Here is a 24,496-nt window from a genome sequence, read left to right as displayed (position 1 = left end):
TTATCTTCTACGACGAAAGAATGGTGGTGTGTTTAATTCGTCGTCATTTGGTTTAACTTCTTCACGATTGAATGTTTCGAAATCTTTTTTTTCAATCGAATCAAAATGAGTTTCCTCAACTTTAGGGCGAACAGTTTGATCTCTACGAATATCCCAATCTCCAAAAGCATTATCTTCGCTTTCATGAGCAGGTTGGGCTTGATCTAAGTCTAAGACAGGTCGTTGTGCGGGTGCATTCACTTGTTGTGATGCTCTCGCTGGACGACTGCCTCTAACGTCCTTTTTTTTTGAAGGGTCAATCCCTGTTGCAATAACAGTTACACGAATTTCATCGCCTAACTCTTCATTAATCGATGTACCTAAAATGATATTGACATCGCCACTTGCTGCATTTGAAACGATATCTGAAGCGTCTTGTGCTTCGAACAATGTCATGTCTAAGCCACCAGTAATGTTTAGTAAGACTTGTTCTGCACCTTCGATTGATGTTTCTAGTAATGGTGACGCAATCGCTTTTTTCGTTGCTTCGATAACACGGTCTTCACCGCTAGCAACACCAATTCCCATTAAAGCTGTTCCTTGGTTCTCCATCACTGTCTTCACATCCGCAAAGTCTAAGTTTACGTAACCTGGAGCAGTAATTAAATCAGAAATCCCTTGAACACCTTGGCGTAATACGTTATCCGCTTCACGGAAAGCTTCTAACATTGGCGTTTTCTTGTCTACGATTTCTAATAGACGGTTATTTGAAATGATTAGTAATGTATCAACATTCTCTTTTAATTTTGCAATTCCTTCAGCTGCAAAGCGACCACGTTTTGGTCCCTCAAAAGTGAATGGACGTGTCACAACACCAACAGACAATGCGCCGATATCTTTAGCGATTCCAGCAACGATTGGAGCAGCTCCCGTTCCAGTTCCGCCACCCATACCTGCAGTGATGAAGACCATGTCAGCACCTTCTAACGCTTCACGGATGAATTGTTCACTTTCTTCAGCGGCTTTTTGACCCACTTCTGGTTGTGAACCAGCACCTAGACCACGCGTATATTTAGGGCCTAATTGAATAACTGTTTCTGCTTTTGAGTTTCTTAATGCTTGAACGTCTGTGTTGACTGCAATAAATTCAACGCCTTTAACGTTTTCTTCGATCATACGGTTTACAGCGTTTCCGCCACCACCGCCGACACCAATAACTTTAATTACTGCGCCTTCATGGATATTATTATCAATTGAAAATTCCATCGTTTAAGTTCCTCCTAAAATTAATTCTCAAAAATAGATGAAAAGAAGCCTTTTACTTTATCAACAACGCTTGCATTGCTTGTTTCTTCGACCGAAACTTCTGACTCTTCTGGAGTTTCATAAGTTGTGTCATATACTGGCTCTTGGTAAGTTGCTACGGGTTCAACTTGAGTGTATTCGCCTGTTACAGCAACTTTTGCTAATTGGTAAACCTCATTCAAGTTTGCAGAGTAATCAACGATACTGATGACATTTGTAAAAACGGGATTACGTAACCCCATATGATTTGGTACGTATAATTTGACATTTACACCAAAAATTTCTTGTGCTAAGTCTACAATACCAGGCATACTTGCTGCCCCACCAGTTAATACGATACCACCTGGTAAGTCAAGCGCATCAATCTCATCGAGTACTTCTTTTGACTTATTGAAGATTTGTTCCATACGTGCTTCGATGATTTCAGATAAATAACGTTCATCGATTTTAACGGGTTCTGATTTACCAATCACATCGACAGGGAACTCTTCACTTGCAGATGTTCTTTCTGGGTAAGCATCACCATAGTTAATTTTTAGTGCTTCTGCATTATTAAAAGAAGTGTTTAAGACAGTTGAAATGTCTTTTGTGACAAATTCGCCACCTTCTTGATTCACATGCGTAAATTTCAGTTGCTTATCATGCATTACTGAAGTGGTTGTTTGTCCACCACCAACTTCAATCACAATTGTACCGAAGTCTTTTTCACCGTCAGATAAAATTGTTTCTGTTAATGCTAAAGGTGTAATCACCATCTCGGTAATTGCTAAACCAGCTTTTTCTACACAACGGCGGATATTATGAACGATTGTTTTCGGACCTGTGAATAGTAGTCCGAACATTTCTAAACGAACACCGATCATTCCACGTGGGTCTTTAATGCCTTCAAATCCATCAACTGTAAACTCTTGTGGTTGAATCGCAATAATTTGTCTTTCTGGTGGTACAGAGCGTACAAGTGCTGCTGAAGCAACATTTTTTACATCTTCATTTGTAATTTCTTTTGAATCACCGCTAACGGCAATCATTCCTTGGCAGTTTTCAACTTCTAATAAGTTTGCTGGTACACCAACACTCACCTGACGAATCTTAATACCTGCTTTTTCTTCTGCTTGCCCTACCGCTCTTTGAATTGCTTGAACCGTTTTATCAATATCGACAACAATTCCACGATTAATTCCTTCTGATTTCGCATTTCCAACGCCAATAATATTCATTTGGCTGTCAATATATTCTGCTACGATTACCTTAACAGACGTTGTACCAATATCTAGGCCAACATACATTCCTGTTTTTGCCATGGATGGGATTCCCTCCTACTTCATTTACTTATCTATCGAACAAGTTGTGGTTATATTTTCATACGATCATTCTTTTGTTCACTGTCATTAATTTTACCATATTTCTATTGGTATAAGGAAGACGTTCATCAAAAATATCGCTAAAATCTTAAAAACTTTCATCAGTTTGACTGTTTTCAGTCATTTCTTCTTCTTTTTCAGCATAAGGATAAGTATAAATACCAACTTCCATGTCGATAATTCCCTTTTCCTTCATTTCTTTCGCCACTTGTAAATAATATTTCATTTGTTTTGAAAAATCCGAGATGTTCACAAAAACTTGATTGCCATCATTCATAAACAACGTGAGAAGTTCATCATTTTTTTTCGAAGGCGACAATTTAATTTGTGAAATACTATCTTGAATTTCTACTGGCAGTTGCGCGTATGCTTTTAAGGTATCTAAAATCATTGTTTCTTTTGAAAAACCTTCTAAAATAATATGATGATTTTCGATTTTCTTAATTGGCTCTTGCACTATGCTTCCATTCTCCAAAATTGGCAAATAGTGATTGCCTTTGACCAAGTAGGCTACTTCTTCATACTCTTTAATCTGAATGACTAATTGATTCCAATTTTCAAGTGAAATCGTGGTCTTTTTAATCCTTGGATTGGCTTGTGTGACTTTTGCTGCAATTTCTTGGCGTTTAAAAAATTGAGGCCATAAACGCTCCCCCACCTTTAAATCTGCAGAAGCTAGGATGCTTTTTGGTGTCACTCGACTGACTTTACCTACCTCAACTTTCGAAAGGTTACTAAGTGGCGAGATATAGTATACCGAACCAAATAACGGGACTACAAAAATCAATACAAGTAACAATAAACGCTTGCGTAATTTTTTATCACGATAGGCTTGCAAATGGGGTAACTTTTTAGAAAAAGATAATACATTGTCGTCGTCTGATTCTTCTTCCTCTGTTGTATCAAGCGAGTCAACTACTTCTTTCACAGGTGCGTCATCTTCACTCTCTTCAATCACTTCATCTTCAGTGATTGGTTCTTCGAGCACTTTTTTTTGTTTTTCAGACTCCAAATACAGTAAATGTTCTTTTTGCCAAGGAGTTAGTTGCTCATTGTCATTTTCATTTTTCCGATCACTAATGGCCTTATCCTCCTCTTAACTATCCCTTAACAATTTCTTCAACTAGCGCATACAAACGGCTAGCTGCATCAGGGATTCCTTGCGTTTTGGACGCTTGAGCCATTTGCTCATGTAACGCAGGTTGGTTCATAATCTCATCTACTTTAGCAACTAAGTTTGTTTCTGTCAATTCTGCATCCGTGATCATCGCTACGGCACCCACTTCCACCAAACTCTGTGCATTCTTCGTTTGGTGATCATTTGTTACATAAGGACTTGGAATTAAAATGGCTGGCAGTCCCAGACTCGTCAATTCTGCAATTGAAGAAGCTCCTGCTCGCCCAATCAGCAAATCGCAATTCGCCATGACTTCCGCCATCTGATTAATGTAAGGTTGAATACTAATATTAACAAAGGCATCTTTCGTCATCCCTATCGACTCTTCTAACTCTTCGTAATACCTTTCACCCGTTGAATACAATATTTGATAATCTTTTTTTGCAAAAGTAGGCAAAGCTTTAATAATCGCATCATTAATCTTTTTAGCCCCTTGGCTTCCTGCGAAGATAAGCACTGTTTTTTTCTTCGGATCTAAGTGATACTTCTCCAAGATTGACGATTTTTCAATCCCTCTGACTTCTTGAGCACGCGGATTACCCACCAATCGTGTTTTACTGGCTGGGAAATAACTCGCAGAATCTTCAAAGGATATCCCAATCCGATCAACATAGCGTGCTAGGAACTTATTTGTTACTCCAGGCACACTATTTTGTTCATGGATAATCGTCGGTATCTTTAGTTTTGCTGCTGCATACATGACCGCTCCTGAAACATAACCACCCGTTCCAATTACAACATCTGGTTGAAATTCTTTTAATAATTTCTTCGCTTGTTTCACACTCTTCATAAAGAGTTGAATTGTTTTTAAATTATCTAGTGTTAATTTGCGCTTAAATCCTTGAATTTCTAATGCAACAAAAGGAATATCCGTTTGAGGTAAAATTTTATTTTCAAGTCCTCGCTGGGCACCTATATATAGGAATTCGGCTGTTGGATCGATTTCTTTCACATAATTAATAAAAGCTAAGGCCGGATAAATATGTCCTCCGGTGCCTCCACCCGTTAAAACAATTTTCATGTTTATTTACTCCTTTCCAACTTTTTCATCTAACGCTTGAAAGGCTTGAATAAATGCCTCTCCACGAATTTCAAAATTCAGGTATTGATCCCAACTTGCATTGGCTGGGGACAATAAGATGACATCCTCGGCTTGACTCAATTGATACGCTAGTGGTACTGCGCTTGCAACGTCGATGGCCTCTTCAATGATTGAAACACCCGCTTGTTGTGCCGCTTGACGTAGCTTGTTTTTTGTCTCACCGAATAACACAACTGCTTTGACTTCTTTTAACGAAGGGACGAGTTCCTCGAAGCCATTTCCACGATCTAAACCACCCGCTAATAAAATGACTTTTCCTGGTTCAAAACCACTTAGTGCCATTTGTGTTGCTAAAATATTGGTTGCTTTTGAATCATTATAAAATTTGACTTGATGAATTTGCCCGACATATTGTGTCCGATGGGCAACACCTGTAAAATGTTGTAACGCTTCACGAATCACAGACGTTGAAATGCCTTTTAACTTGGCTACCGCAATCGCTGCGAGTGCATTTTCAATGTTATGTGCTCCAGGAACACCTAAATCATTTATCGCCATAATTTCTTCTGTTTGATAGTATAACTTTCCATTTAACGCATAGGCACCATCAACTTTTGCTTTCGTTGAAAACGGGATAACTTGCGCTTGTGTCGTTTCAGCTAACGCACGAATTTCAGCTTGATCCCAATTTAATACGAGCCAGTCCGATGCAGTCATATGCTTTTGGATTGCCCATTTTGCTGCAACATATTCCTCACGCGCGCCATGGTAATCCAAATGTGCCTCATATAAGTTTGTAATAACAGCAATCTCTGGTCGGAAATCAATCACACCCATCAATTGAAAACTCGATAGTTCCATCACCAAGCAATCGTCTTTCGCCACGTCTCTTGCGACTGAACTTGCTGGATAGCCAATGTTACCAGATAAATAAGCTTTGCCACGAGACATGCCTTGGTTTAATATTTGTTCAATCATCGTCGTGGTTGTCGTTTTTCCATTGGTACCAGTAATTCCAATAATTGGCGCTTCTGAAATTTCATAAGCCAGTTCAATCTCAGTAATCACCGGTAGTCCTTTGATTAACGCACCTTGAACGAGCGGATGCGAATAGGGTATCCCTGGATTTTTAACCATGAGTGTAAAATCTTCATCCAGCAATTCAATCGGATGACTCCCAGTAACCACTTTAATTCCTAGCTCTAATAGGTCTTGTGCTTCACGATTTTCTTCAAATGGTTTTCCATCATTAACGGTAACAAGTGCGCCCAAATCATGTAATAATTTGGCCGCACTGAATCCGCTTCTAGCTAGTCCGAGAACTAGAATTTTTGTATTTTGATATTTTTGTATTTTTTTCATCTTGTCCATCTCCACGGGTAAAGGTTAAGTTACATAAAGTATATCAATAAAGTAATGGCTGAAAATAGCAACGATATTCCCCAGAACACACCATCAATTTTCCATTCAGACCAACCACTCATTTCAAAATGATGGTGGACTGGTGACATTTTAAAGACTCTTTTTCCTGTTAACTTAAATGAAGTCACTTGAATCATGACGCTGAGTGTTTCAAAAATATAAATGATCCCTATTAATAGTAGCGTCCACTCTTGGTGTAACAAGACAGAAATCGTCGCAAGTAATCCACCTAAAGCCAATGATCCGACATCACCCATAAAAATTTTGGCTGGTTTATGATTATAACCAAAGAAGCCAATCAATGCGCCGACAACGCTTAAACAAATAATTAAGATATCATATTGTTGTTGATGCCAAGCAATGATGGCATACGTACCAAACGAGATTGTTCCAAGCCCAGACACGAGGCCATCAATACCATCCGTTAAATTGACTGCATTTGAGAAACCAACAAGCCAAACAACAATAAAGGCACCGTAGAGATAAGACAACGGCAAATCAAAACCAAATAGATTCAATGTATTATTCGTGCCTTCCATTACTAAAACAATGTAAAAGACAACCCCTCCAATAATTTGTCCAATTAACTTTTGTAATGAGGTTAACCCCATATTGCGTTTTTTAAAGATCTTAATAAAATCATCAACAAAACCCAATGCGCCATAAAGGACTAAAATGAACAATGAAATAAATAACGAAGAGCTTAATTGACCTTGCCATGCAGCAACCCAAATCGCTGTTAGAAGGATTGAGGCTAAAAAGACAGCGCCTCCCATCGTCGGCGTCCCTGATTTGACTTGATGCCAATTGGGACCTTCTTCTCTAATCTCTTGTCCGTATTTTTTCATTTGGAAATAACCAATAAACATTGGCATTGTCGAAACAGTCATTCCAAATGCACTTGCAATTGGCAAAATCATTTCTGTCAACTTCATCTATTTTCGCTCCTAAGCTAATTTTCTTTTTCTAATTTAAAGTGTAAATTTTTCCCTTTAATTGGGCTTTGTGGCTCGATACTTTGTTCAACACTGTAGCCTTCACCACTAAAGGTCACTTCCATGCCTAATAAATTAGCCAATTTTAATAAATTCGCTTTTGACCAACCTGTCGTCTCGGGCATCATACGTGATTCCCCAGTCGTTAATAGTAAGATCGTTTCTCCTGGGAGAACATACGAATTGGCTTGTGTTGACTGTGCATCAACTTTGTCTCCTTCGCCGATTACAACTGGTACTAAACCTTTGGCTTCAATCGCTGCGATCGCTTGTTCTGTCTCCAAATTTCGATAATCATCAACGGTGACTTTTTCGGTTTGAATCGCACTTGTATCCACCATATCAACTTCTTTAAAGTCCATCGCTCGTTGTAAAATTGAATTCGCAATGGTTGGTATGATTGTATTTTTGTATTCTTTTGGTTTCTTCATCGTCACATAAAGTGTATACTCAGGGTCTTCAGCCGGCAACATTGTAACGACTGAGTAAATATTATCATTCTCGCCTTCTAAATAGCGACCATTTTCTGCAATTTGAGCTGTCCCTGTTTTTGCTGCAATTTTATAATCATCGACTTTATACATATCATAAGCCGTTCCATATTGCTCATCTTCAACAACATCTCGCATGTATTGACGCACTTGTTGAGCCGTTTCAGGCGCATATACTTGCCCCACGACTTCTGGTTCGACTAACTTTTCTTCACCCGTTAATGGATCGATGAATTTCTTAATATAAGAAGGTTTAATTATCGTTCCATCATTTGAAATCGCCGTAAACGCTTGGAGCATTTGTAATTGTGTCACAGCAATCCCTTGTCCATACGCCGTGTTGGCTTTTGTTACAATGTTATCTTCTGGCATTAGGCCTTGTTTTTCATTAAACAATCCTGATCCTGTTGGTTTACCAAAACCAAATTCAGTTAAATACTGTTGCCAACGATCTGTCATTCGTTGTTCTAATTTAACCATTCCGACGTTACTTGACCAAGAAAGGGCTTGACGCATCGTCATCATTCCTCTTGATCCAGTTGCAATATCCCAGTCTCTAATTTTCGCATCAATTAAGTTCATCTCACCTGACATAAACGTTTCATTCGGGTTGAAAATCCCTTGCTCGATCGCACTTGCAACCGTTAAAATTTTAATGGTTGATCCCGGCTCATAAGTTTCTTCGACAAAGAGATTTTGCCACATAAAGCCTTTTTCTTCATCCATGCCTTCTTTGGTTTCTGGATTAAATGAAGGGTATTGTGACATTGCGACGATTTCATTGGTCTTTGATTTTGTTAAAACAGCTGTAATATATTCTGGTTCTGCCTCTTCAAAAGCTTCTTCCATCAGTGTCTCTAAGTAACTTTGTAGACGGCTATCAATCGTTGTCACAATGTCTTGCCCATCTTGCGCCGGAATCGACTCTGCAACGGTTCCAGGTAATGGATTTTGGAAATTATCTTTTTGGAAAACAATCTCACCGTCTTTACCTGCAAGTAAATCATTATAAGCTGCTTCAATTCCTAAAACACCTTCTAACGATTCTTTGCCTTCTCGCTCTTTAATATCAGCATAACCAATTAAATGGGACGCAAAAACACCATTGGGATAAATGCGTGATGGGTGTTCATTAAATTCAATCCCTGCAACACCTTTACTCTCCATCGCTGCTTCAATTTCTTCTTTTTGTTGTAATGTGAGTGATTTTGCATTTTGGATATCGACTTGCCATTTCGAATTTTTCTTACCATTTTTGAGTATTTCTACGATTTTTTTCGGGTCAATTCGATCCCCTAAAACATCTTTTAAAATGGCTGCCAATGTTTCAAAGTCTTTTTCTTGAGCGTAAAGTTTTTTATCACCCGATACATAACTATCAGTTAAAACGATGTAAGCCGAATAAGACGTTGCATCTTCTGCAATCACAACGCCATTACGATCATAAATAGTTCCTCGCTTGGCTTTTACCGTTTTACTTCCTTCATATAACGCTTGCGTTTTACTTTCTAAAGATGTACCGGAGATATCACCGACCACGACAATATACGTTAAACGAGAAACAAATAAAAAAAACAATCCAATAGTCGTAGTAAAAAGAATAATTCCTACTTTTTTGCGATTGTTCATCGGTGATAATTTATTCTTCTTAAAGTACTGCTTCATTTTTTTTATCATAAGTTATTTCACTTTCCTCAAATTACCACTTTGGATAGATAGTCCTTGCTTTTCAGCAATTTCACGGATACGTTCACTTTTCGACAATTCTGCTTTCGATTGTTCTAAGCGTAAAATCTCAGACTTATTAACGGCTGTTTGCCCTTCAATAATTGAAATCTCATGTTCCATTTGAGTAATGGACGTACGTAAGTGAATCATTAATAAACTTAAACCAATTACGGCAACAAGTAATACGCCCGCAATCAATCTTTCCAAGCGACTGATTCTTTTTAATCGATGCTTTGGAGAAAGAGGAACAACGACCACATCTGGTCGTTCTGGCTCATGAAAAGCTTCAGAATAAAAATGAGTCTCACTATTTAATTCATCTTCTACTCCATAGGAATAATCTTCCATTTTTAATTCTGCCAACTTGTTCTCTCCTCTCGGTGCACATTCATTATTTTACTTTTTCGACAATTCGTAACTTCGCACTACGCGAACGATTATTTTCTTCTAATTCTTCTTCACTTGGCACAAGGGGCTTTCGTGTAATTAATTTTAAGACAGGTTGAAACTCTTCTGGTATCATCGGTAAGCCTGGTGGTAAATCTGGCGCCGTACTATACTCTTTAAAAATCGTCTTAACAATCCGATCTTCTAAAGAATGGAAGGTAATCACACTAATACGTCCGTTAGGTCTTAAAAGTGGGATGGCTTGCTCCAAAGTATCTTCCACGACACTGAGTTCATCATTTACTGCGATACGAATTGCTTGGAAAATCCGTTTTGCCGGATGACCACCTTTTCTGCGCGCAAATGCTGGAATAGCATCTTTGATAATCTCAACTAACTCACCGGTTGTTTCAATCGGTTTTAGCTGACGAACTCGTTCGATTTCACGTGCCACTTGTTTTGAAAATTTTTCCTCTCCATAGCGAAAGAAAATCTTAACAAGTTGGGCATATTCATATTCGTTCACAATATTAAAGGCTGACAATGGCGCCTCTTGATCCATTCGCATATCAAGTGGTGCGTCTTGGTGGTAACTAAAGCCACGCTCTGCCTCGTCTAATTGTGGTGATGACACACCTAGATCATATAAAATCCCATCGACTTGATCGACACCTAATGCATTCAGTTCTTCTTTTAAATGGCGGAAATTACTTTTAATAAAGGTCACTTGGCCTTTTTCGACAAAAGATGCTAAACGAATTTTCGCATGCTCGATTGCACGAATATCTTGATCAAAGGCATAGAGATGACCTTTTTCATTTAATTGTTGTAATAGGTACTCACTATGGCCAGCGCCACCTAAAGTACAGTCCACATAAATACCATCTGGTCGGATATTTAAGCCATCGACTGTTTCTTTTTTCATGACTGTATAATGTTGAAATTCTGCCATTGTTTTCCTCTTTCTATTGACTCTTTATAGACCAAAATCAATCATTGATTCTGCAATCTCATCAAAATTTTCTTCTGCTTCTAATGTAAATGCTTGCCAACGCTCTTCATCCCAAATTTCAATTCGGTTAGAAACACCAACAATCACACAATTTTTAATTAAATTTCCATGGGTTCTCAGGGAAGCGGGTATATTAATTCGTCCTTGTTTATCCAACTCGCATTCTGTAGCAGCTGAATAAAAAAAACGAACAAATGTACGGGCATCTTTTTTAGCAAGCGGCATCTCACTTAGCTTTGCCTCAAGCTGCGCCCATTCAGATAATGGGTATCCAAATAAACAGCCATCTAGTCCTCTTGTCACCACAAATTTTTCGCCGAGTTTCTCACGAAGTTTTGATGGCATAATGAGACGGCCTTTGGCATCGATTGTATGTTGAAATTCACCCATGAACATCGATATCTCCCCCATTTATCACCTGATATTCACAGTCTACCACATCCCCCCACTTTCTACCACATTTTATCAATAATAACAGACTCTTTTTTTATAAAACTATAAATTCTTTCTTTTAAAAGTTTTTAAGAAGACTTTAACCGTTCACTTAGAAAGCAACAAAACGAGACTAAGTATCACTAGCACGAAATGTGTGACCACCGAAAACAAAAAAACTGAGCGCCAATACATTTTAAAATAGCGTTTATAAACAATCTCTTCATAGAAATACGCTTGAAAAAAAGCCAAACCGATTCCAAGTAAACAAATCGTAATTAAAAAATAAGGAAAAATCGATTCATTGAAAGTCAAAATAGAAACTTGATGAATGGAATAAAAAATTAATGGTACGGTTAAATCGAGCGCTTTAATCGCATAACGCTTTCGTAAGGATAAAACAGACGTCACAACTTTCGCAGCAAAGAAACTAATAATCGGAAATAAATACCAAAAAACAAGCTTTAGTGTAATTGACATCACACAATCAGTCCTTTCAAATGTAGACAATGCTACTATACTTTATATTTCTTACACATATATTTCATTCTTTTTACAGATGTGTACTATAATGGAGTCAAATCAACGATTTATTCATTTATTACGTAACAAACAGAAATTCTTACTATATAGAGGAGGTTCAATTATGATTTCCAATTTTAAAATTAACAATCGTCAACTCGTTTTACAAGATAAAAAAGATGCTGATACGGTCTGGACGCACATTGAAAAACCATCTGAGGAACAAATTCAACAACTATCCAGAGAATATCAATTACCAAAAGATTACCTAACCGCTATTTTAGATGACTCCGAAAACTCTCGTGAAGAAGGGCTCGAACAAGCGGTGTTTCATAAAGCCATCTTGATTTTATTACAATTCCCACATGAAGTGGTCGATGAAAATGGTTATATTCAATTTAAGACCTATCCCTTATCCTTAATTATTACAACTGATCAAAAAATTTTAACCGTTTCAAATCGTCCCCCACTTTTTTTCGATTTTATTCATGAGCAAAGTTTGCCTGTAAATGATATGAGTATTGAAATTAACCTTTTTTTACAAGTACTTTGGCGTCTTGTGATTTCATATAACGATTGCTTAAAAAAAATGAAACGCCACTTAGAAAGTCTTGAAAAACAAATTCAAGTCTCTACCGAAAACAAACAACTTTACCAACTAATGAATTTCCAAAAAAGTTTAGTTCTTTTTGAGTCTGCCTCACAAGGAAATTACGATACCTTAATGACTCTTTCAAAAACCTCAGTCTTTACTAAAAACCATGCGTATCAAAACAATTTACATGACGTATTAGTAGAAGTCCGACAAGCAAGAACATCCATTCATATTCAACTACAGCTCACGCAACATATGACGGATATTTTCTCAGCCGTTGTTTCCAACAATTTAAATAACGTAATGAAAATTTTAACTTCATTAACGATCGTTCTCACCATCCCAACAATAATCGGTGGGATCTTTGGAATGAATGTTTCTCTACCTTTTTCTAAAAACGAATCGGCATTTTTCTTCATTTCTGTGATTACTTTATTGCTTTGTTGGATTGCAATTCGTTACTTAAAAAAGAAAAATCTTTTATAAATTATTCGCTAGCTACTTGAGTTATCGTGCATTCAGTTGTAAACTAATCGTATCAATCAGATAAAGGATGAGTTCGATGAACGAAAAGAAAAAAGCTAGCACTTTTTCAAAAATCACAAAAGTGGTTGTTTGGATTATGCTAATCATCATGGTCGGAACCGCTGCTTTAAGTGCACTATCAGCTTTTTAATCCATACGTAACGAAAGAGAGCTGTGACAGGTTTTTACAATCTGTCACAGCTCTTATTTTTATCTCAAGAGATCAATGTAGACTAAACGGTTAAGGCTATTCTTTTTTTGTCGCTTGTTGAGCTAACGCTAATAATTCCTTAGCATGTTCAAGTGTCAAGTTCGTAATTTCTTGTCCCGCTAACATTCGTGCAATTTCTTCGATACGTTCCGCTTGATTTAGTTGTGTAATCTTTGTCTGCGTGCGCTCATCAACGACCTCTTTGCTAATAAAATATTGATAGTCGGCTTGTGCTGCAACTTGCGGTAGATGAGTAATACATAAGACTTGTGAATTTTTAGCAATTTTAGCAATTTTTTCAGCAATTGCTTGGGCGACTCGTCCACTCACTCCTGTATCAACTTCATCAAACACGATACTCGTCATCCCTTGACCTTTTGAAAAAATGGTCTTAAGGGCCAGTAAGATTCGAGACAATTCCCCTCCTGAAGCGACTTTTACTAACGGTTTTAAATCTTCACCTAAGTTACTACTTAAATAAAAGGCAACTTGATCAATTCCATTTATTCCAAGCTCATACGGCGCTTCTTTAAAGCGAATCTCAAAACGTGCATTCTCCATATACAAATCTTTTAATTCTTGCATAATTTCTTTTTCCAACGTATCAGCCATTACACGACGTTGCGCATGTATCTCATTTGCTAAGGTCCATAATTTTTCTTCTTTTTCAATCAGTTGTTTATTCAATGCTTCCAACTGATTTTCTGAATGGTCCATTTGATTTAATTCGGCAACAATCGATTCGTAATAAGCCAACACTTTTTGTACTGACTCGCCATATTTTCGTTTTAATTGGCGAATCAGTTCTAGGCGTGCAACAATTTCTTCTAATCGTTCTTCATCTAATTCTAAATAATCCAATTGCTTCGATACTTCACTTGCCGCATCTTGCAACATATAGTATGCACTTTGTAAATTTTCGCTAATTTTTTGATAATCAGCATCCAACTGTTCGATTTCTTGCATTTCATTCAAGGCTAAACCAACACCATCGACAATGCTCGTTGACTCCTCTGACAAAATAGCATAAGTTTTACCAAATGCGTCGACAATTTTTTGAAAATTCATTAATTTGTCTCGCTCTTCAACTAACGCCTCTTCTTCATTATCCTGCAACGCTGCCTGTTCAATTTCTTCCGATTGAAAACGGAGCATATCAATGCGTTGCACATATGATTGCTCATTTTGCTGGACTTTTTGTAATTCACGAGCGAGTTGTTGATATTCTACAAATACTTTTTGATACGTTTCTAATTTTTGTTTAAATTCTTTCGAACCAAAACTATCCATCAATGATAAATGTTTTTCTGGTTGCAAAAGCTCTTGATGCTCGTTTTGACCTTGAATATCAACTAAGTACATCCCTATACGACGTAAATTTACAAGTGTCACAATCCGACCATTGACACGACAAATATTTTTACCTGAACGTGACATATCTCGTTGTAAAATCAAAAAACTTTCCGTTGTATCAATGCCTAATTCTTCCATTAAAAGAGGAAATTCGGGATGGTTTGGCCATTCAAACAGTCCTTCTAATAAACACTTATCTTCTCCGTGTCGTATATAATCGCTTGAACCACGGCCACCCGCCAATAAGCCCATCGCATCAATAATAATTGATTTACCCGCACCCGTTTCACCCGTCAAAGCGGTCATCCCTTGTTGAAATCGAATATTTAACTGTGGAATAATAGCAAAGTTCTTAATCGTCATCTCTAATAACAATGAGCTCACTCCTAACGTTGATAGCTACGGAAAATCTCCGAAAGTTCAACTGCTTTTTCTTCTGTCCAAGTAATCATCAATACTTTTGCATCATCATTTAAACTAGCAAATAAATCTCTTTGATAATACTTATCAATTAAATTGCCAATTGCTGAGGCATTGCCAGGCAGTGTGCGTAGAACAATATATTTTTCCATTTGATCCACCGATACTAGGCCTGTGCTTAAAAGTTTTTTTAGTTTTTCAAGTACATCTTCTTTTGATTCGTTAGGTAGACTATAACGATAGCCTCCCTGGCTTGAAGGTATCTTAATTAATTTTAATTCTTTAATATCACGTGAAATTGTTGCTTGTGTGACTTCGATTCCTTGTGCACTTAAGTATTCAACAAATTCTTCTTGTTTTTGGATTTCATATTCACTTAAAAAACGTGTCAACAAGCGCTGGCGTTCCTTCTTTTTCATCCGATTGTCCTCCTCGTTAAAGTCTTACCTATCATAGCGTATTTTTCATCATATTAAAAGAACCAAGCCAAAAAAAATAGAGTTGTGACTACTGTCACGACTCTATTTTTTACACGAATGTCTTTTGTTCTACAAACACTAGAAATTCGTTCAAAATAAAACTGCTTTCGCTTTATCTTTATTATTTCGCATGAAATTTTTGGTGCGCATCAGCTACCGTTGCTTTAATATCAATCACTTCTGATTGCGTTCCAACTTCTGGATTTTTTTCTAAGTGTAATAAGAATTCGATGTTTCCTTCACCACCTGTAATTGGTGAATAACTCAAGTTTCTAACATTGAATTTTTCTTTTAGTGCAAAACGAATTATTTCTTCGATGACCGCTTCGTGCGTTTTCGCTTCACGAACAATTCCATTTTTACCTACCGCTTCACGTCCCGCTTCGAACTGAGGCTTAATCAAAGCCATCACTTCACCTTTTTCAACTAGGATTGGATGCAATGCCGGAAGAATTAATTTTAAGGAAATAAAAGAAACATCAATGGTTGCCATTTCTGGCAGACCTTCATGAAAATCTACCGGTTGACTATAACGGAAATTTGTTCGCTCCATGACAACCACACGCTCATCTTGTCGTAATTTCCAAGCCAGTTGATTATAGCCAACATCTAAGGCATAACTTAGTTTTCCACCATTTTGTAGTGCTACATCTGTGAAACCACCTGTTGATGCACCAATATCTAAGACGATTTTATCCTTGAAATCCAATCCAAAGACTTCAATTGCCTTGACTAACTTCAGACCACCTCGAGAAACGTAAGGTAATTTTTGACCTTTGATTTCTAATTCTGTTTCAAAAGGAATTTTTTCACCTGGTTTATCTAAACGTTCATGATGTTCTGCGGTATAAACAAGTCCTGCCATTACGCCTCTTTTTGCTTGTTCGCGTGTATCGAATAATCCTTGCTGAACTGCTAAAACATCGACTCTTTCTTTTTTCATTTCTTTACACCTTTTTCTTCTAAACTAAACAGTTCTAATAACTCTTCAAACAAAGTCACGTCCAGTTGCTCTTTTTCTAATGTTCGAATAATGGCACGACTTTGATTCATCTCTGACGCTAAGGCTGCTTTCGCACCTGCTAAACCAAGCAAACCAGGATACGTATTTTTCTCAGCTAATTCATCTTTTTGTGTCGCTTTGCCGAGAACTGACTGATCGCTAATAACATCTAAAATATCGTCGCGAATTTGAAATGCTAGTCCTAGATGTGTCGAGAGTTGTGCTAAATCAGCAATTGTTTGCTGTGATTGATCCGCCAAAATACCACCAGCAAGAACTGCAAAACGAATCAGTTCGCCGGTTTTACGTTGATGAATCGCTATTAATTCTTCAACAGATAGCGATTGCCCCTCGCCTAAAATATCCGCGACTTGCCCAGCAACCATTCCACTACTTCCTGCCGTTTCTGCTAACAACTGAATAAGTAACAACTTCTTATCATTAGCTAACTGACTTTGACTTAACAATTGAAAAGCCATCGTCAGTAACCCATCTCCGGCTAAAATCGCTAATGCTTCGCCATAAACTTTATGATTTGTCGGCTTCCCGCGTCTGAGATCATCGTCATCCATTGCCGGTAAATCATCGTGGATTAATGAATATGTATGAATCATTTCTAAAGCCGATGCAACTTGAACGGCGCCAAAATCAACTTCTTTTTTAAAGGACGCCATCGTTACAAACAACAATAAAGGGCGAATACGTTTCCCACCAGCTTCTAAGGAATAAATCATACTTTCTCTTAAACTTTTTTCTTGAACATGTTGTTCAATATAACGCTTCATTTCTGTTTCTAATTGGATTAAAAGCGGCTGCTTAAATTGGTTTAACGCTTCACTCATGCGTTTTCCCCTTCGAATACAACAAGCTCATCTTCATCCGTCATCATTTTTGTTAAGGTTTGCTCAGCATTTTTTAGAGTGCTTTCACATTGCTTACTTAATGCCATTCCCCGTTGAAAAATGGTTAATGCCTCTTCTAGTGCTACTTCACCTTTTTCTAAACGCTGAACAATTTCTTCTAATTCTTGTAATGATTCTTCAAATGTCGGTTTCGTCATTTTGTTTTTCCCCCACTTCAATTACTTTCATTTTCGCCTGTCCGTCATGGTAATTTACCGTCACCTGTTCACCAACTTGAAGTTGTTTAACCGAAGAGATAAATTGGCCATTTTCATCAATCGTATAATTATAGCCTCTTCCCATAATATTTAGCGGGCTTAATAAGTTCAATGCTTGTACTTGTTGAGAAAATTGTTGACTTTTCCCATCAAAAAGGGCGACCATTTGGCGCTTTAAACTTTCTGTCAGATAAGCGAGTTGAACAGTCTCTTGCTGGACTCGATACACAGGTGCGACTTGTGCTAAGCGATGGGATAACAACTGACTCTGCTTAGATTTCTCATAGATATCATTTTGCATTTGTTGCGTCAATCGTTGCTTTAACTGATCGACTTTCAACGCTTGGCTTTCATAGAGACGTTCTGGTTGTTGAAATAAATAGGAACGAATAATCCGTTGATGCTGCTGTTTTTTTCGTTCAATTTGATTGACAATCGTTTGTTTTAAGCGTGCTTGTTTCTCCTCAATTCGCATGAGTTCTTCTGTTAACACAGGGACCGCTAATTCTGCTGCGGCCGTTGGTGTCGCTGCACGCATATCTGCTACAAAATCAGCAATTGTTACGTCTGTCTCATGTCCTACGGAAGAAATAATCGGTGTACGTGCCTCAAAAATGCTACGTGCGACGATTTCTTCGTTAAACGGCCATAGATCTTCAATCGAACCACCACCACGACCGATAATCATCGTATCAAAATCACCAGCTTTTTCCACTCGTTGAATATTTCGAACGATATCAGGCGCAGAGTTTTTCCCTTGCACTACGGTTGGATATAAAACAATGTCAGCAATTGGATAACGTCGCTTGATTGTCGTGATGATATCACGAATCACTGCACCACTCGGACTCGTCAACACCGCAATCTTTTTAGGATATTTAGGTAATGACTTTTTAGGTGCATGAAATAATCCTTCTGCATGTAATTTTTGTTTTAATTGTTCGTAGGCTTGGTATAAAGCACCGACACCATCGGGTTCCATGCGATCAATATAAATTTGATAACTTCCACTACCTTCAAAAAGTGAAACACGGCCAACAACGAGCACTTTCATTCCTTCTTCGGGTTTAAAGTTCAGTTTGGCAAAAGCACCTTTGAACATGACTGCAGAAATTTTTGATTTTTCATCTTTTAAGTTAAAGTATTGATGACCCGGACGCATCCGAAAGTTTGAGATTTCACCTGTTAAAAAAACTTGTTGCAAGTGTGGATCGACTTCAAATTTTCGTTTTAAGTACATCGTTAATGCGCTAACCGTTAAATAATCCTGGGCCATTTTTTCACCTATCTTTCTTTACGTTTTGCTGCCTCAATCGTTTGAGCCATTAACATTGTAATGGTCATTGGCCCTACGCCTTTTGGTACAGGTGTGATATAGCTCGCTAAAGGTTCGACCTCATCATACTTAACATCGCCAATTAGTTTGCCATTTTCGTCACGATTCATTCCCACGTCAATGACTACTGCACCTTCTTTAACAAATTCTTTTGTCACAAAATGGCCACGGCCGATTGCAACAACTAAGATATCTGCTTGTTTTGCAACAGCCGGTAAATCTTTTGTACGAGAATGCGTCACTGTAACTGTTGCGTTTTTTTCTAATAGTAAGTGCGCCATTGGTTTTCCAACAATATTACTACGGCCAATGACAACAGCGTTTTTGCCTTCTAAGTCAATATCGTACGCTTCAAACATCTTCATAATACCATATGGCGTACAAGGAATCATTTCGGGTGCCCCCATGAATAATTTCCCTAAATTCATCGGATGGAAACCATCGACATCTTTTTTAGGATCGATTGCTAATAAGACTTTTTCTGAGTCAATGTGTTCTGGTAATGGTAATTGAACTAGAATGCCATGAAATTTTGGATCTTCGTTATATCTTTGAATTTCTGCTAAAAGGTCTGCTTCCGTAATGGATGCCTCGTAAAGCGAAACTTCAGAGTGCATGCCTAAACGCGTTGCTGCTAGCTCTTTATTTTTCACATATGTTTGGCTTGCTGGATTTTCGCCGACTAATAAAACAACTAGACCTGGTTGCACACCTTGACTAACTAATTGTTCCACTTCTAATTTCATGTCCGCTTGAATCTTATCTGCTAATGCTTTTCCATCAATTTTAATGCCCATTTTTTAATAGCCCCTTTAAATTTTATTCATTACCCGACCATTTTACCACATTTCCTATGCAAATATAAAGAAGCTAGCTTATTTGCTAGCTTCTATTTCGTTATTAACATTAGATAAGATGCCATTCACGAACTTTCTCGACTGATCGTCACTGAAAATCTTCGTTAATTCGATAGCTTCATTTAAAACTACTTTGTTTGGCACGTTATCCACGTAAAGCATTTCAAACAACGCTAAACGTAAAATCGTCACATTCATTTTTGATAGACGCTTTAATGTCCATCCTGAACGTAAATGATTTTGGATAATTGTATCCATCTCTTCTTTGTTTTCGCAAACGCCTGTTACAAGTAAGTCAAGGTACTTCGGAACAAAGTGCTCTTGCTCTTCATCCATTAACTCTTCATGTTCCAATTCGATTGCATGTAAAATAGCATCCTTTTTTGTTAATTCTTGATTAAAATCAAGGGGAAACAAGGCTTGGATTGCCATTTGTCTAATATCACGTCTTGATAATTCTTTACTCATTTTCAGCCTCTTCATTTTCAAATAATTCTTGTAAATCTAACTGCTCTGTTTTTTCAGGAACAAGAGCAATTACATGAACGTTTACTTCATTTAATTCAATATCTGTCATAAACAAAACTTGTTGCTTAACGCGTCTTTGAATTTCCATTGCAACTTTCGGAACGGATACACCGTATTTAAAATAGACATAGAGATCCACATCGATACCCGATTCCTCGTTCATCGTTAAAGATACCCCTTTACCGTGAACCGAACGGCCTAATAATTCTGTTACATTATTGGTAAACGTTGATTGCATACGATAGACGCCTTCAACTTTCGAAGCCGCAATCCCAATAATTACTTCAATCACTTCTGGTGCAATGACAATCTCACCTAGTTCGTGATTTGATTCTAACACTAAGTTCGTTTCATTTACCATTTTCGCATTCCTCCATCTCCTAGTTAGCGTCATGTATCTGGCTACATAACTAGTTGTTACTCTTTATTATACAATAGCTGGCCCGATTATTATAGTCAAAACCGCTTGTGTTAACCCAATTATTATAAAATTATTAGCTCTTTTGGTGAATGCGTTAAAACTTTATTACCTGTTGCCGTAATTAGTAGATCATCTTCAATTCGAACGCCACCAATCCCTGGTAAATAAATACCTGGTTCGTTCGTAATAATATTGCCTTCAACAAACGCTTTTTCAGCTCTGAATGAAACATTTGGACCTTCATGCACTTCTAAACCAATTCCGTGACCCGTCGAGTGTCCGAATGCCTCACCGTATCCATGCGAAGCAATATAATCACGAGCAACAGCATCTAATTCAATCCCTGTCATCCCTGGCTTTGCCGCTGCATTCACTTTTAATTGAGCATCTAATACGATTTGATGAATTTCTCTTAGCTTTTCACCTGGATCGCCAATCGCAAACGTCCGTGTCATATCCGATACGTAACCTTCATAATAACAACCAAAATCAAGCGTAATCATATCGCCTTGCTCAATGATTTTTGCACTTGCTACACCATGTGGCATCGCAGAACGCACACCACTAGCAACGATTGTATCAAAAGAAACACTTGTCGCCCCTAATGAACGCATATAAAAGTCAAGTTCATTCGCCACTTCAATTTCTGACATTCCTGGTTTAATACGCTCAATAATATAAGCAAATCCTTGATCTGCAATGGCACAAGCTTTTTGAATCAAAGCAATTTCTTTTTCATCTTTTACTTCGCGTAGCGTTTCAATCATACCGCTAACAGGTACTAAACCACTTTCAACAACGACATCTTCTAATGCTTCATACTCTGCAAACGTTAAATGATTTTCTTCAAAAGCGAGCATTGCTAGCTCTTCTTTTTGACAAATGGCTGCTACTTCAGCAAAAATCGATCCTTGATGTTTAATAATTTCAAAACCTTGTGCTTGTTCAGCTGCTTGCTCGGTGTAACGGAAATCCGTAATGAAATAAGCCTTGTTCAAAGTAATCACTGCCAAACCAGCAGATCCCGTAAAGTTCGTTAAATAGCGTAAATTATAAGGGCTTGTCACTAAAAAAGCCGCTAATCCTTCTTCTTTCATTGCAACACGTAATTTTTCAACTCGTAACATTTATCGATTCCCTCTTTCTGTTTATGACTCTTTTTATTGACTTTTGCGACCGAAGAAAAATGAAACAATCGCTACAAAAATAATTGCACCGACAACAGAAGGTAAAAGATACATACCTCCAAGTTTTGGCCCTCCCCATGATGAAAATAATCGTTCGCCAATTGACGAACCAATTATTCCTGCAATAATATTAAAAATGCATCCTCGCTTTTCACCGGTTACCATTCCTGCAATCATGCCGATAATCGCTCCAGCAATCATTGTCCACAACCAACTCATTTCATTTCCTCCCGTCGTTTCATTTACTTTTTCTAGTGTATCATAGACGCCTTGATTTGTGCTTGAATTCCAAAATCTTTCTGTTTTTTACGTTGTTTTTTAAACGAAAACAAGTAGTGTTTTAGCGAATCTCTCCTACAAAAGATAAGAAAAAAGGCAGTTGCCGTATTCGACAACTGCCTTTTACTTATTTCAATGTTTGTTTTTTCTTTTTAAACATCGAGGAGACTCCTCGTTGGACAACTTGGAAAAAACTTAGTGAGTGAACCATTTTATCTGGATCAACATATTGGCGAATTTCCCTTAAGACTTTTTTAGGCTCTTTTGAAGAAAAGATGTAGGTGCCATTTTTCTTCGTTTGAATGCCGTATCTTGGAATCCATTTCCCTTTAAACATCACAGATGCAACGACATAATCGACTTCTTCCCATGGAATTTGAATAAACTTACGTGCATCACGATGGTTATAAAATTCAAACCCACAATCGCCAATCATGATCTTGCCATAATCTGTCAAGCCTAAAAAAGAAGTCCCATCAATCACTAAGGTAACTTTTGTATTTAACGATTCAACCATTGACTGTCCACCCCCTTAACGTTCTTTTCACTAGTATACCATGAATCGATTCGAGTCTTATAAAATACCCACTACGTGACCTAAAATACCTACAACGAATAGACCTAAAATAATCACGATTGGTGAGAATTTTTTCTTCAATAACCACATGCAAAGTAACGTTAATAGTAAACCTGCTAGACCAGGAATCAATTGATCCAAGTTATCTTGTAATGTTGTAATTTTAACACTTGATAACGCTTTGCCAGAAGCAATTTCGCTAAACAATGTTTGTAATCCTGTTCCTGACATTTCAACTTTATCCCACTCGATGTACGCACCAGGAGATAGTTGAATTTCTGAAACTTTTGGTACAAAGGAAATGTTTACCCAACGCTGAACGAGGGCTGCAAGTACGAACATCCCTAGAATCGAAGCACCTTTTGTGACGTCTTGTAGTAATCCACCAGACAAGTCATCGGTAATCGCAGAACCTGCTTTGTAACCAAATTCTTGTGTATACCACATAAAGCCCCAACGAATAATGTTCCATGCTACGAAGAAGATGATTGGACCTAAAATATTTCCTCCTAAAGCAAGGGATGCGCCTAAAGCACCTAACATTGGACGAACGGTAAACCAGAAGACTGGATCTCCGACACCGGCTAACGGTCCCATCATCCCAACTTTTACCCCTTGGATTGCAACGTCATCAACTGGTGCGCCATTTGCACGCTCTTCTTCTAATGCTAATGTTACCCCGATAATTGGTGACGCAATATAAGGATGCGTATTAAAGAACTCTAAGTGACGTTTCAAGGCTGCTGAACGGTCCTCTTTGCTCTTGTATAATTTTTTAATTGCAGGAATCATTGAAAAGGCGAAACCACCATTTTGCATACGCTCATAGTTCCAAGAACCTTGAATAAATGTTGAGCGCCATGCAACGGCTAGCCGATCTTTTTTACTTAATTGAATTTTCTCTTCCATTGTCTGATTGCCTCCTTTTTCATTTTTAGTAGTCATTTAAAATATCGCCAAGTGGATCACCTGTGGACGAACCGCCACCTGTAGAAGAACCACCCATTTTTGATAAGTTTAAGTAAATTAGTGCTAAAGCAACACCTAGTGCACCGATCGCAATTAATGTTAATTGTGAGATCGCTGCAATAACGAATCCTAATACGAAGAACGGCCAAACTTCTTTAGAAGCCATCATGTTGATAACTAATGCGTAACCAACCGCTACAACCATTCCCCCACCAATTGCCATGCCATCTGTTAACCATGCCGGCATTGACTCTAATGCTGCTTGAACTGTTTGAGCAGGAATAAATAGTAACGCTCCTGCTGGAATTGCAATACGAACCCCTTGCATACAGATCGCTAAAACTTGTAACATTTCGATTTTACGGAAATTTCCTTCTTCTGCTGCTTTATCCATCATGTGAACAATTGGTACTGCTAATGTACGAACTACCATTGTTAAGAATAAACCTGCAACTGCTAAAGGAATCGCAATTGCGATCGCTGCAGGAATCCCTGCTTCACCTTGACCACCTAAAACTAAAATAATTGCTGCTGCAACTGAAGCAAGTGCAGCATCAGGTGCAACGGCTGCACCGATGTTCGCCCAACCAAGTGCGATCATCTGTAGTGAACCACCTAAAATAATACCGACTTCCAAGTTCCCTGTAACAAGTCCAATTAATGTACACGCAACTAACGGTTGGTGAAATTGAAATTCGTCTAAAATTCCTTCCATCCCTGCTAAAAACGCAACGAATACGACTAAAATGATTTGAATAATATTTAAGTCAGACATAGTAAACC

General features: G+C 37.9%; 27 protein-coding genes. 2 read left to right on the top strand and 25 right to left on the bottom strand.

Annotation, left to right across the window (positions count from 1 at the left end; genetic code table 11):
• The 11 genes from ftsZ to IEV09_RS07645 all read right to left on the bottom strand — a co-directional run bounded on the left by ftsZ (position 1) and on the right by IEV09_RS07645 (position 11,811).
• Complete coding sequence (gene ftsZ, locus IEV09_RS07695; protein ID WP_188367707.1) at positions 1-1,245, bottom strand: cell division protein FtsZ; 1,245 nt, start codon at positions 1,243-1,245, stop codon at positions 1-3.
• Between the two features lie 20 nt (positions 1,246-1,265).
• The gene (gene ftsA, locus IEV09_RS07690; protein ID WP_188367706.1) at positions 1,266-2,585 is read right to left on the bottom strand and encodes a cell division protein FtsA; all 1,320 of its coding nucleotides are present in this window, start codon (positions 2,583-2,585) and stop codon (positions 1,266-1,268) included.
• Between the two features lie 148 nt (positions 2,586-2,733).
• Positions 2,734-3,633, bottom strand: a complete 900-nt coding sequence (locus IEV09_RS07685; protein ID WP_229731680.1) for a cell division protein FtsQ/DivIB — start codon at positions 3,631-3,633, stop codon at positions 2,734-2,736.
• Between the two features lie 112 nt (positions 3,634-3,745).
• Positions 3,746-4,843, bottom strand: coding sequence for an undecaprenyldiphospho-muramoylpentapeptide beta-N-acetylglucosaminyltransferase (gene murG / locus IEV09_RS07680; RefSeq protein WP_188367705.1), 1,098 nt, complete (start codon positions 4,841-4,843; stop codon positions 3,746-3,748).
• Between the two features lie 6 nt (positions 4,844-4,849).
• The gene (murD, locus tag IEV09_RS07675; protein WP_188367704.1) at positions 4,850-6,226 is read right to left on the bottom strand and encodes a UDP-N-acetylmuramoyl-L-alanine--D-glutamate ligase; all 1,377 of its coding nucleotides are present in this window, start codon (positions 6,224-6,226) and stop codon (positions 4,850-4,852) included.
• Between the two features lie 29 nt (positions 6,227-6,255).
• Positions 6,256-7,221, bottom strand: a complete 966-nt coding sequence (gene mraY, locus IEV09_RS07670) for a phospho-N-acetylmuramoyl-pentapeptide-transferase (RefSeq protein ID WP_188367703.1) — start codon at positions 7,219-7,221, stop codon at positions 6,256-6,258.
• 17 nt (positions 7,222-7,238) lie between these two features.
• Complete coding sequence (locus IEV09_RS07665; protein WP_188367702.1) at positions 7,239-9,449, bottom strand: penicillin-binding transpeptidase domain-containing protein; 2,211 nt, start codon at positions 9,447-9,449, stop codon at positions 7,239-7,241.
• A gap of 3 nt (positions 9,450-9,452) precedes the next feature.
• Positions 9,453-9,863: a cell division protein FtsL gene (ftsL, locus tag IEV09_RS07660; protein WP_188367701.1), complete on the bottom strand. Its 411-nt coding sequence runs from the start codon at positions 9,861-9,863 to the stop codon at positions 9,453-9,455.
• Between the two features lie 28 nt (positions 9,864-9,891).
• A complete protein-coding gene (rsmH, locus tag IEV09_RS07655) occupies positions 9,892-10,839 on the bottom strand; it encodes a 16S rRNA (cytosine(1402)-N(4))-methyltransferase RsmH (RefSeq protein ID WP_188367700.1) in 948 nt (315 codons plus the stop codon).
• A 24-nt stretch (positions 10,840-10,863) separates the two neighbouring features.
• Positions 10,864-11,295 carry a division/cell wall cluster transcriptional repressor MraZ gene (mraZ, locus tag IEV09_RS07650; protein WP_188367699.1) on the bottom strand — a complete coding sequence of 144 codons (432 nt, stop codon included), beginning with the start codon at positions 11,293-11,295 and terminating at the stop codon, positions 10,864-10,866.
• A gap of 144 nt (positions 11,296-11,439) precedes the next feature.
• Positions 11,440-11,811: a DUF3397 domain-containing protein gene (locus tag IEV09_RS07645; RefSeq protein ID WP_188367698.1), complete on the bottom strand. Its 372-nt coding sequence runs from the start codon at positions 11,809-11,811 to the stop codon at positions 11,440-11,442.
• 166 nt (positions 11,812-11,977) lie between these two features.
• Here IEV09_RS07645 and IEV09_RS07640 point away from each other — a divergent pair, with 166 nt between their 5' ends.
• The gene (locus IEV09_RS07640; protein WP_188367697.1) at positions 11,978-12,934 is read left to right on the top strand and encodes a magnesium transporter CorA family protein; all 957 of its coding nucleotides are present in this window, start codon (positions 11,978-11,980) and stop codon (positions 12,932-12,934) included.
• Between the two features lie 76 nt (positions 12,935-13,010).
• Entirely contained in the window at positions 13,011-13,124 is a 114-nt protein-coding gene (locus IEV09_RS07635) for a DUF4044 domain-containing protein (RefSeq protein WP_188367696.1), read from the top strand.
• Between the two features lie 96 nt (positions 13,125-13,220).
• Here the strand turns inward: IEV09_RS07635 and recN are convergent, their stop codons facing one another.
• From recN to IEV09_RS07565, 14 genes are all read right to left on the bottom strand, one after another.
• On the bottom strand, positions 13,221-14,912 hold the full coding sequence (gene recN / locus IEV09_RS07630; protein ID WP_188367695.1) for a DNA repair protein RecN: 1,692 nt from the start codon (positions 14,910-14,912) through the stop codon (positions 13,221-13,223).
• An 11-nt stretch (positions 14,913-14,923) separates the two neighbouring features.
• Entirely contained in the window at positions 14,924-15,376 is a 453-nt protein-coding gene (locus IEV09_RS07625; protein ID WP_188367694.1) for an arginine repressor, read from the bottom strand.
• A gap of 181 nt (positions 15,377-15,557) precedes the next feature.
• Positions 15,558-16,379, bottom strand: coding sequence for a TlyA family RNA methyltransferase (locus tag IEV09_RS07620; protein ID WP_188367693.1), 822 nt, complete (start codon positions 16,377-16,379; stop codon positions 15,558-15,560).
• Positions 16,376-17,281: a polyprenyl synthetase family protein gene (locus IEV09_RS07615; RefSeq protein WP_188367692.1), complete on the bottom strand. Its 906-nt coding sequence runs from the start codon at positions 17,279-17,281 to the stop codon at positions 16,376-16,378. The genes IEV09_RS07620 and IEV09_RS07615 overlap by 4 nt, the downstream gene beginning before the upstream one ends.
• Positions 17,278-17,499, bottom strand: coding sequence for an exodeoxyribonuclease VII small subunit (locus tag IEV09_RS07610; protein WP_188367691.1), 222 nt, complete (start codon positions 17,497-17,499; stop codon positions 17,278-17,280). The genes IEV09_RS07615 and IEV09_RS07610 overlap by 4 nt, the downstream gene beginning before the upstream one ends.
• Positions 17,480-18,835 (bottom strand): exodeoxyribonuclease VII large subunit, encoded by a 1,356-nt coding sequence (xseA, locus tag IEV09_RS07605; RefSeq protein WP_188367690.1) that lies wholly within the window; start codon positions 18,833-18,835, stop codon positions 17,480-17,482. The genes IEV09_RS07610 and xseA overlap by 20 nt, the downstream gene beginning before the upstream one ends.
• 8 nt (positions 18,836-18,843) lie before the next feature.
• Positions 18,844-19,692, bottom strand: coding sequence for a bifunctional methylenetetrahydrofolate dehydrogenase/methenyltetrahydrofolate cyclohydrolase (locus tag IEV09_RS07600; protein WP_188367689.1), 849 nt, complete (start codon positions 19,690-19,692; stop codon positions 18,844-18,846).
• A 78-nt stretch (positions 19,693-19,770) separates the two neighbouring features.
• Entirely contained in the window at positions 19,771-20,220 is a 450-nt protein-coding gene (gene nusB / locus IEV09_RS07595) for a transcription antitermination factor NusB (RefSeq protein ID WP_188367688.1), read from the bottom strand.
• Complete coding sequence (locus IEV09_RS07590; RefSeq protein ID WP_188367687.1) at positions 20,213-20,641, bottom strand: Asp23/Gls24 family envelope stress response protein; 429 nt, start codon at positions 20,639-20,641, stop codon at positions 20,213-20,215. Before IEV09_RS07590 ends, nusB begins: the two co-directional genes overlap by 8 nt.
• Before the next feature lie 122 nt (positions 20,642-20,763).
• Complete coding sequence (locus tag IEV09_RS07585) at positions 20,764-21,828, bottom strand: M24 family metallopeptidase (RefSeq protein WP_188367686.1); 1,065 nt, start codon at positions 21,826-21,828, stop codon at positions 20,764-20,766.
• A 33-nt stretch (positions 21,829-21,861) separates the two neighbouring features.
• A complete protein-coding gene (locus IEV09_RS07580; RefSeq protein WP_188367685.1) occupies positions 21,862-22,107 on the bottom strand; it encodes a GlsB/YeaQ/YmgE family stress response membrane protein in 246 nt (81 codons plus the stop codon).
• Between the two features lie 187 nt (positions 22,108-22,294).
• Positions 22,295-22,684: a DUF956 family protein gene (locus tag IEV09_RS07575; RefSeq protein WP_188367684.1), complete on the bottom strand. Its 390-nt coding sequence runs from the start codon at positions 22,682-22,684 to the stop codon at positions 22,295-22,297.
• Between the two features lie 57 nt (positions 22,685-22,741).
• Entirely contained in the window at positions 22,742-23,653 is a 912-nt protein-coding gene (locus IEV09_RS07570; protein WP_188367683.1) for a PTS system mannose/fructose/sorbose family transporter subunit IID, read from the bottom strand.
• Between the two features lie 25 nt (positions 23,654-23,678).
• A complete protein-coding gene (locus tag IEV09_RS07565; protein ID WP_188367682.1) occupies positions 23,679-24,488 on the bottom strand; it encodes a PTS mannose/fructose/sorbose transporter subunit IIC in 810 nt (269 codons plus the stop codon).
• Between the last annotated feature and the right edge of the window lie 8 nt (positions 24,489-24,496).

The sequence above is a fragment of the Enterococcus alcedinis genome, from assembly GCF_014635985.1.
GTDB classification, from domain to species: domain Bacteria; phylum Bacillota; class Bacilli; order Lactobacillales; family Enterococcaceae; genus Enterococcus_I; species Enterococcus_I alcedinis.
Note: the sequence above shows the minus strand (reverse complement) of the source record. Positions and strands in the feature narration are given on the sequence as shown.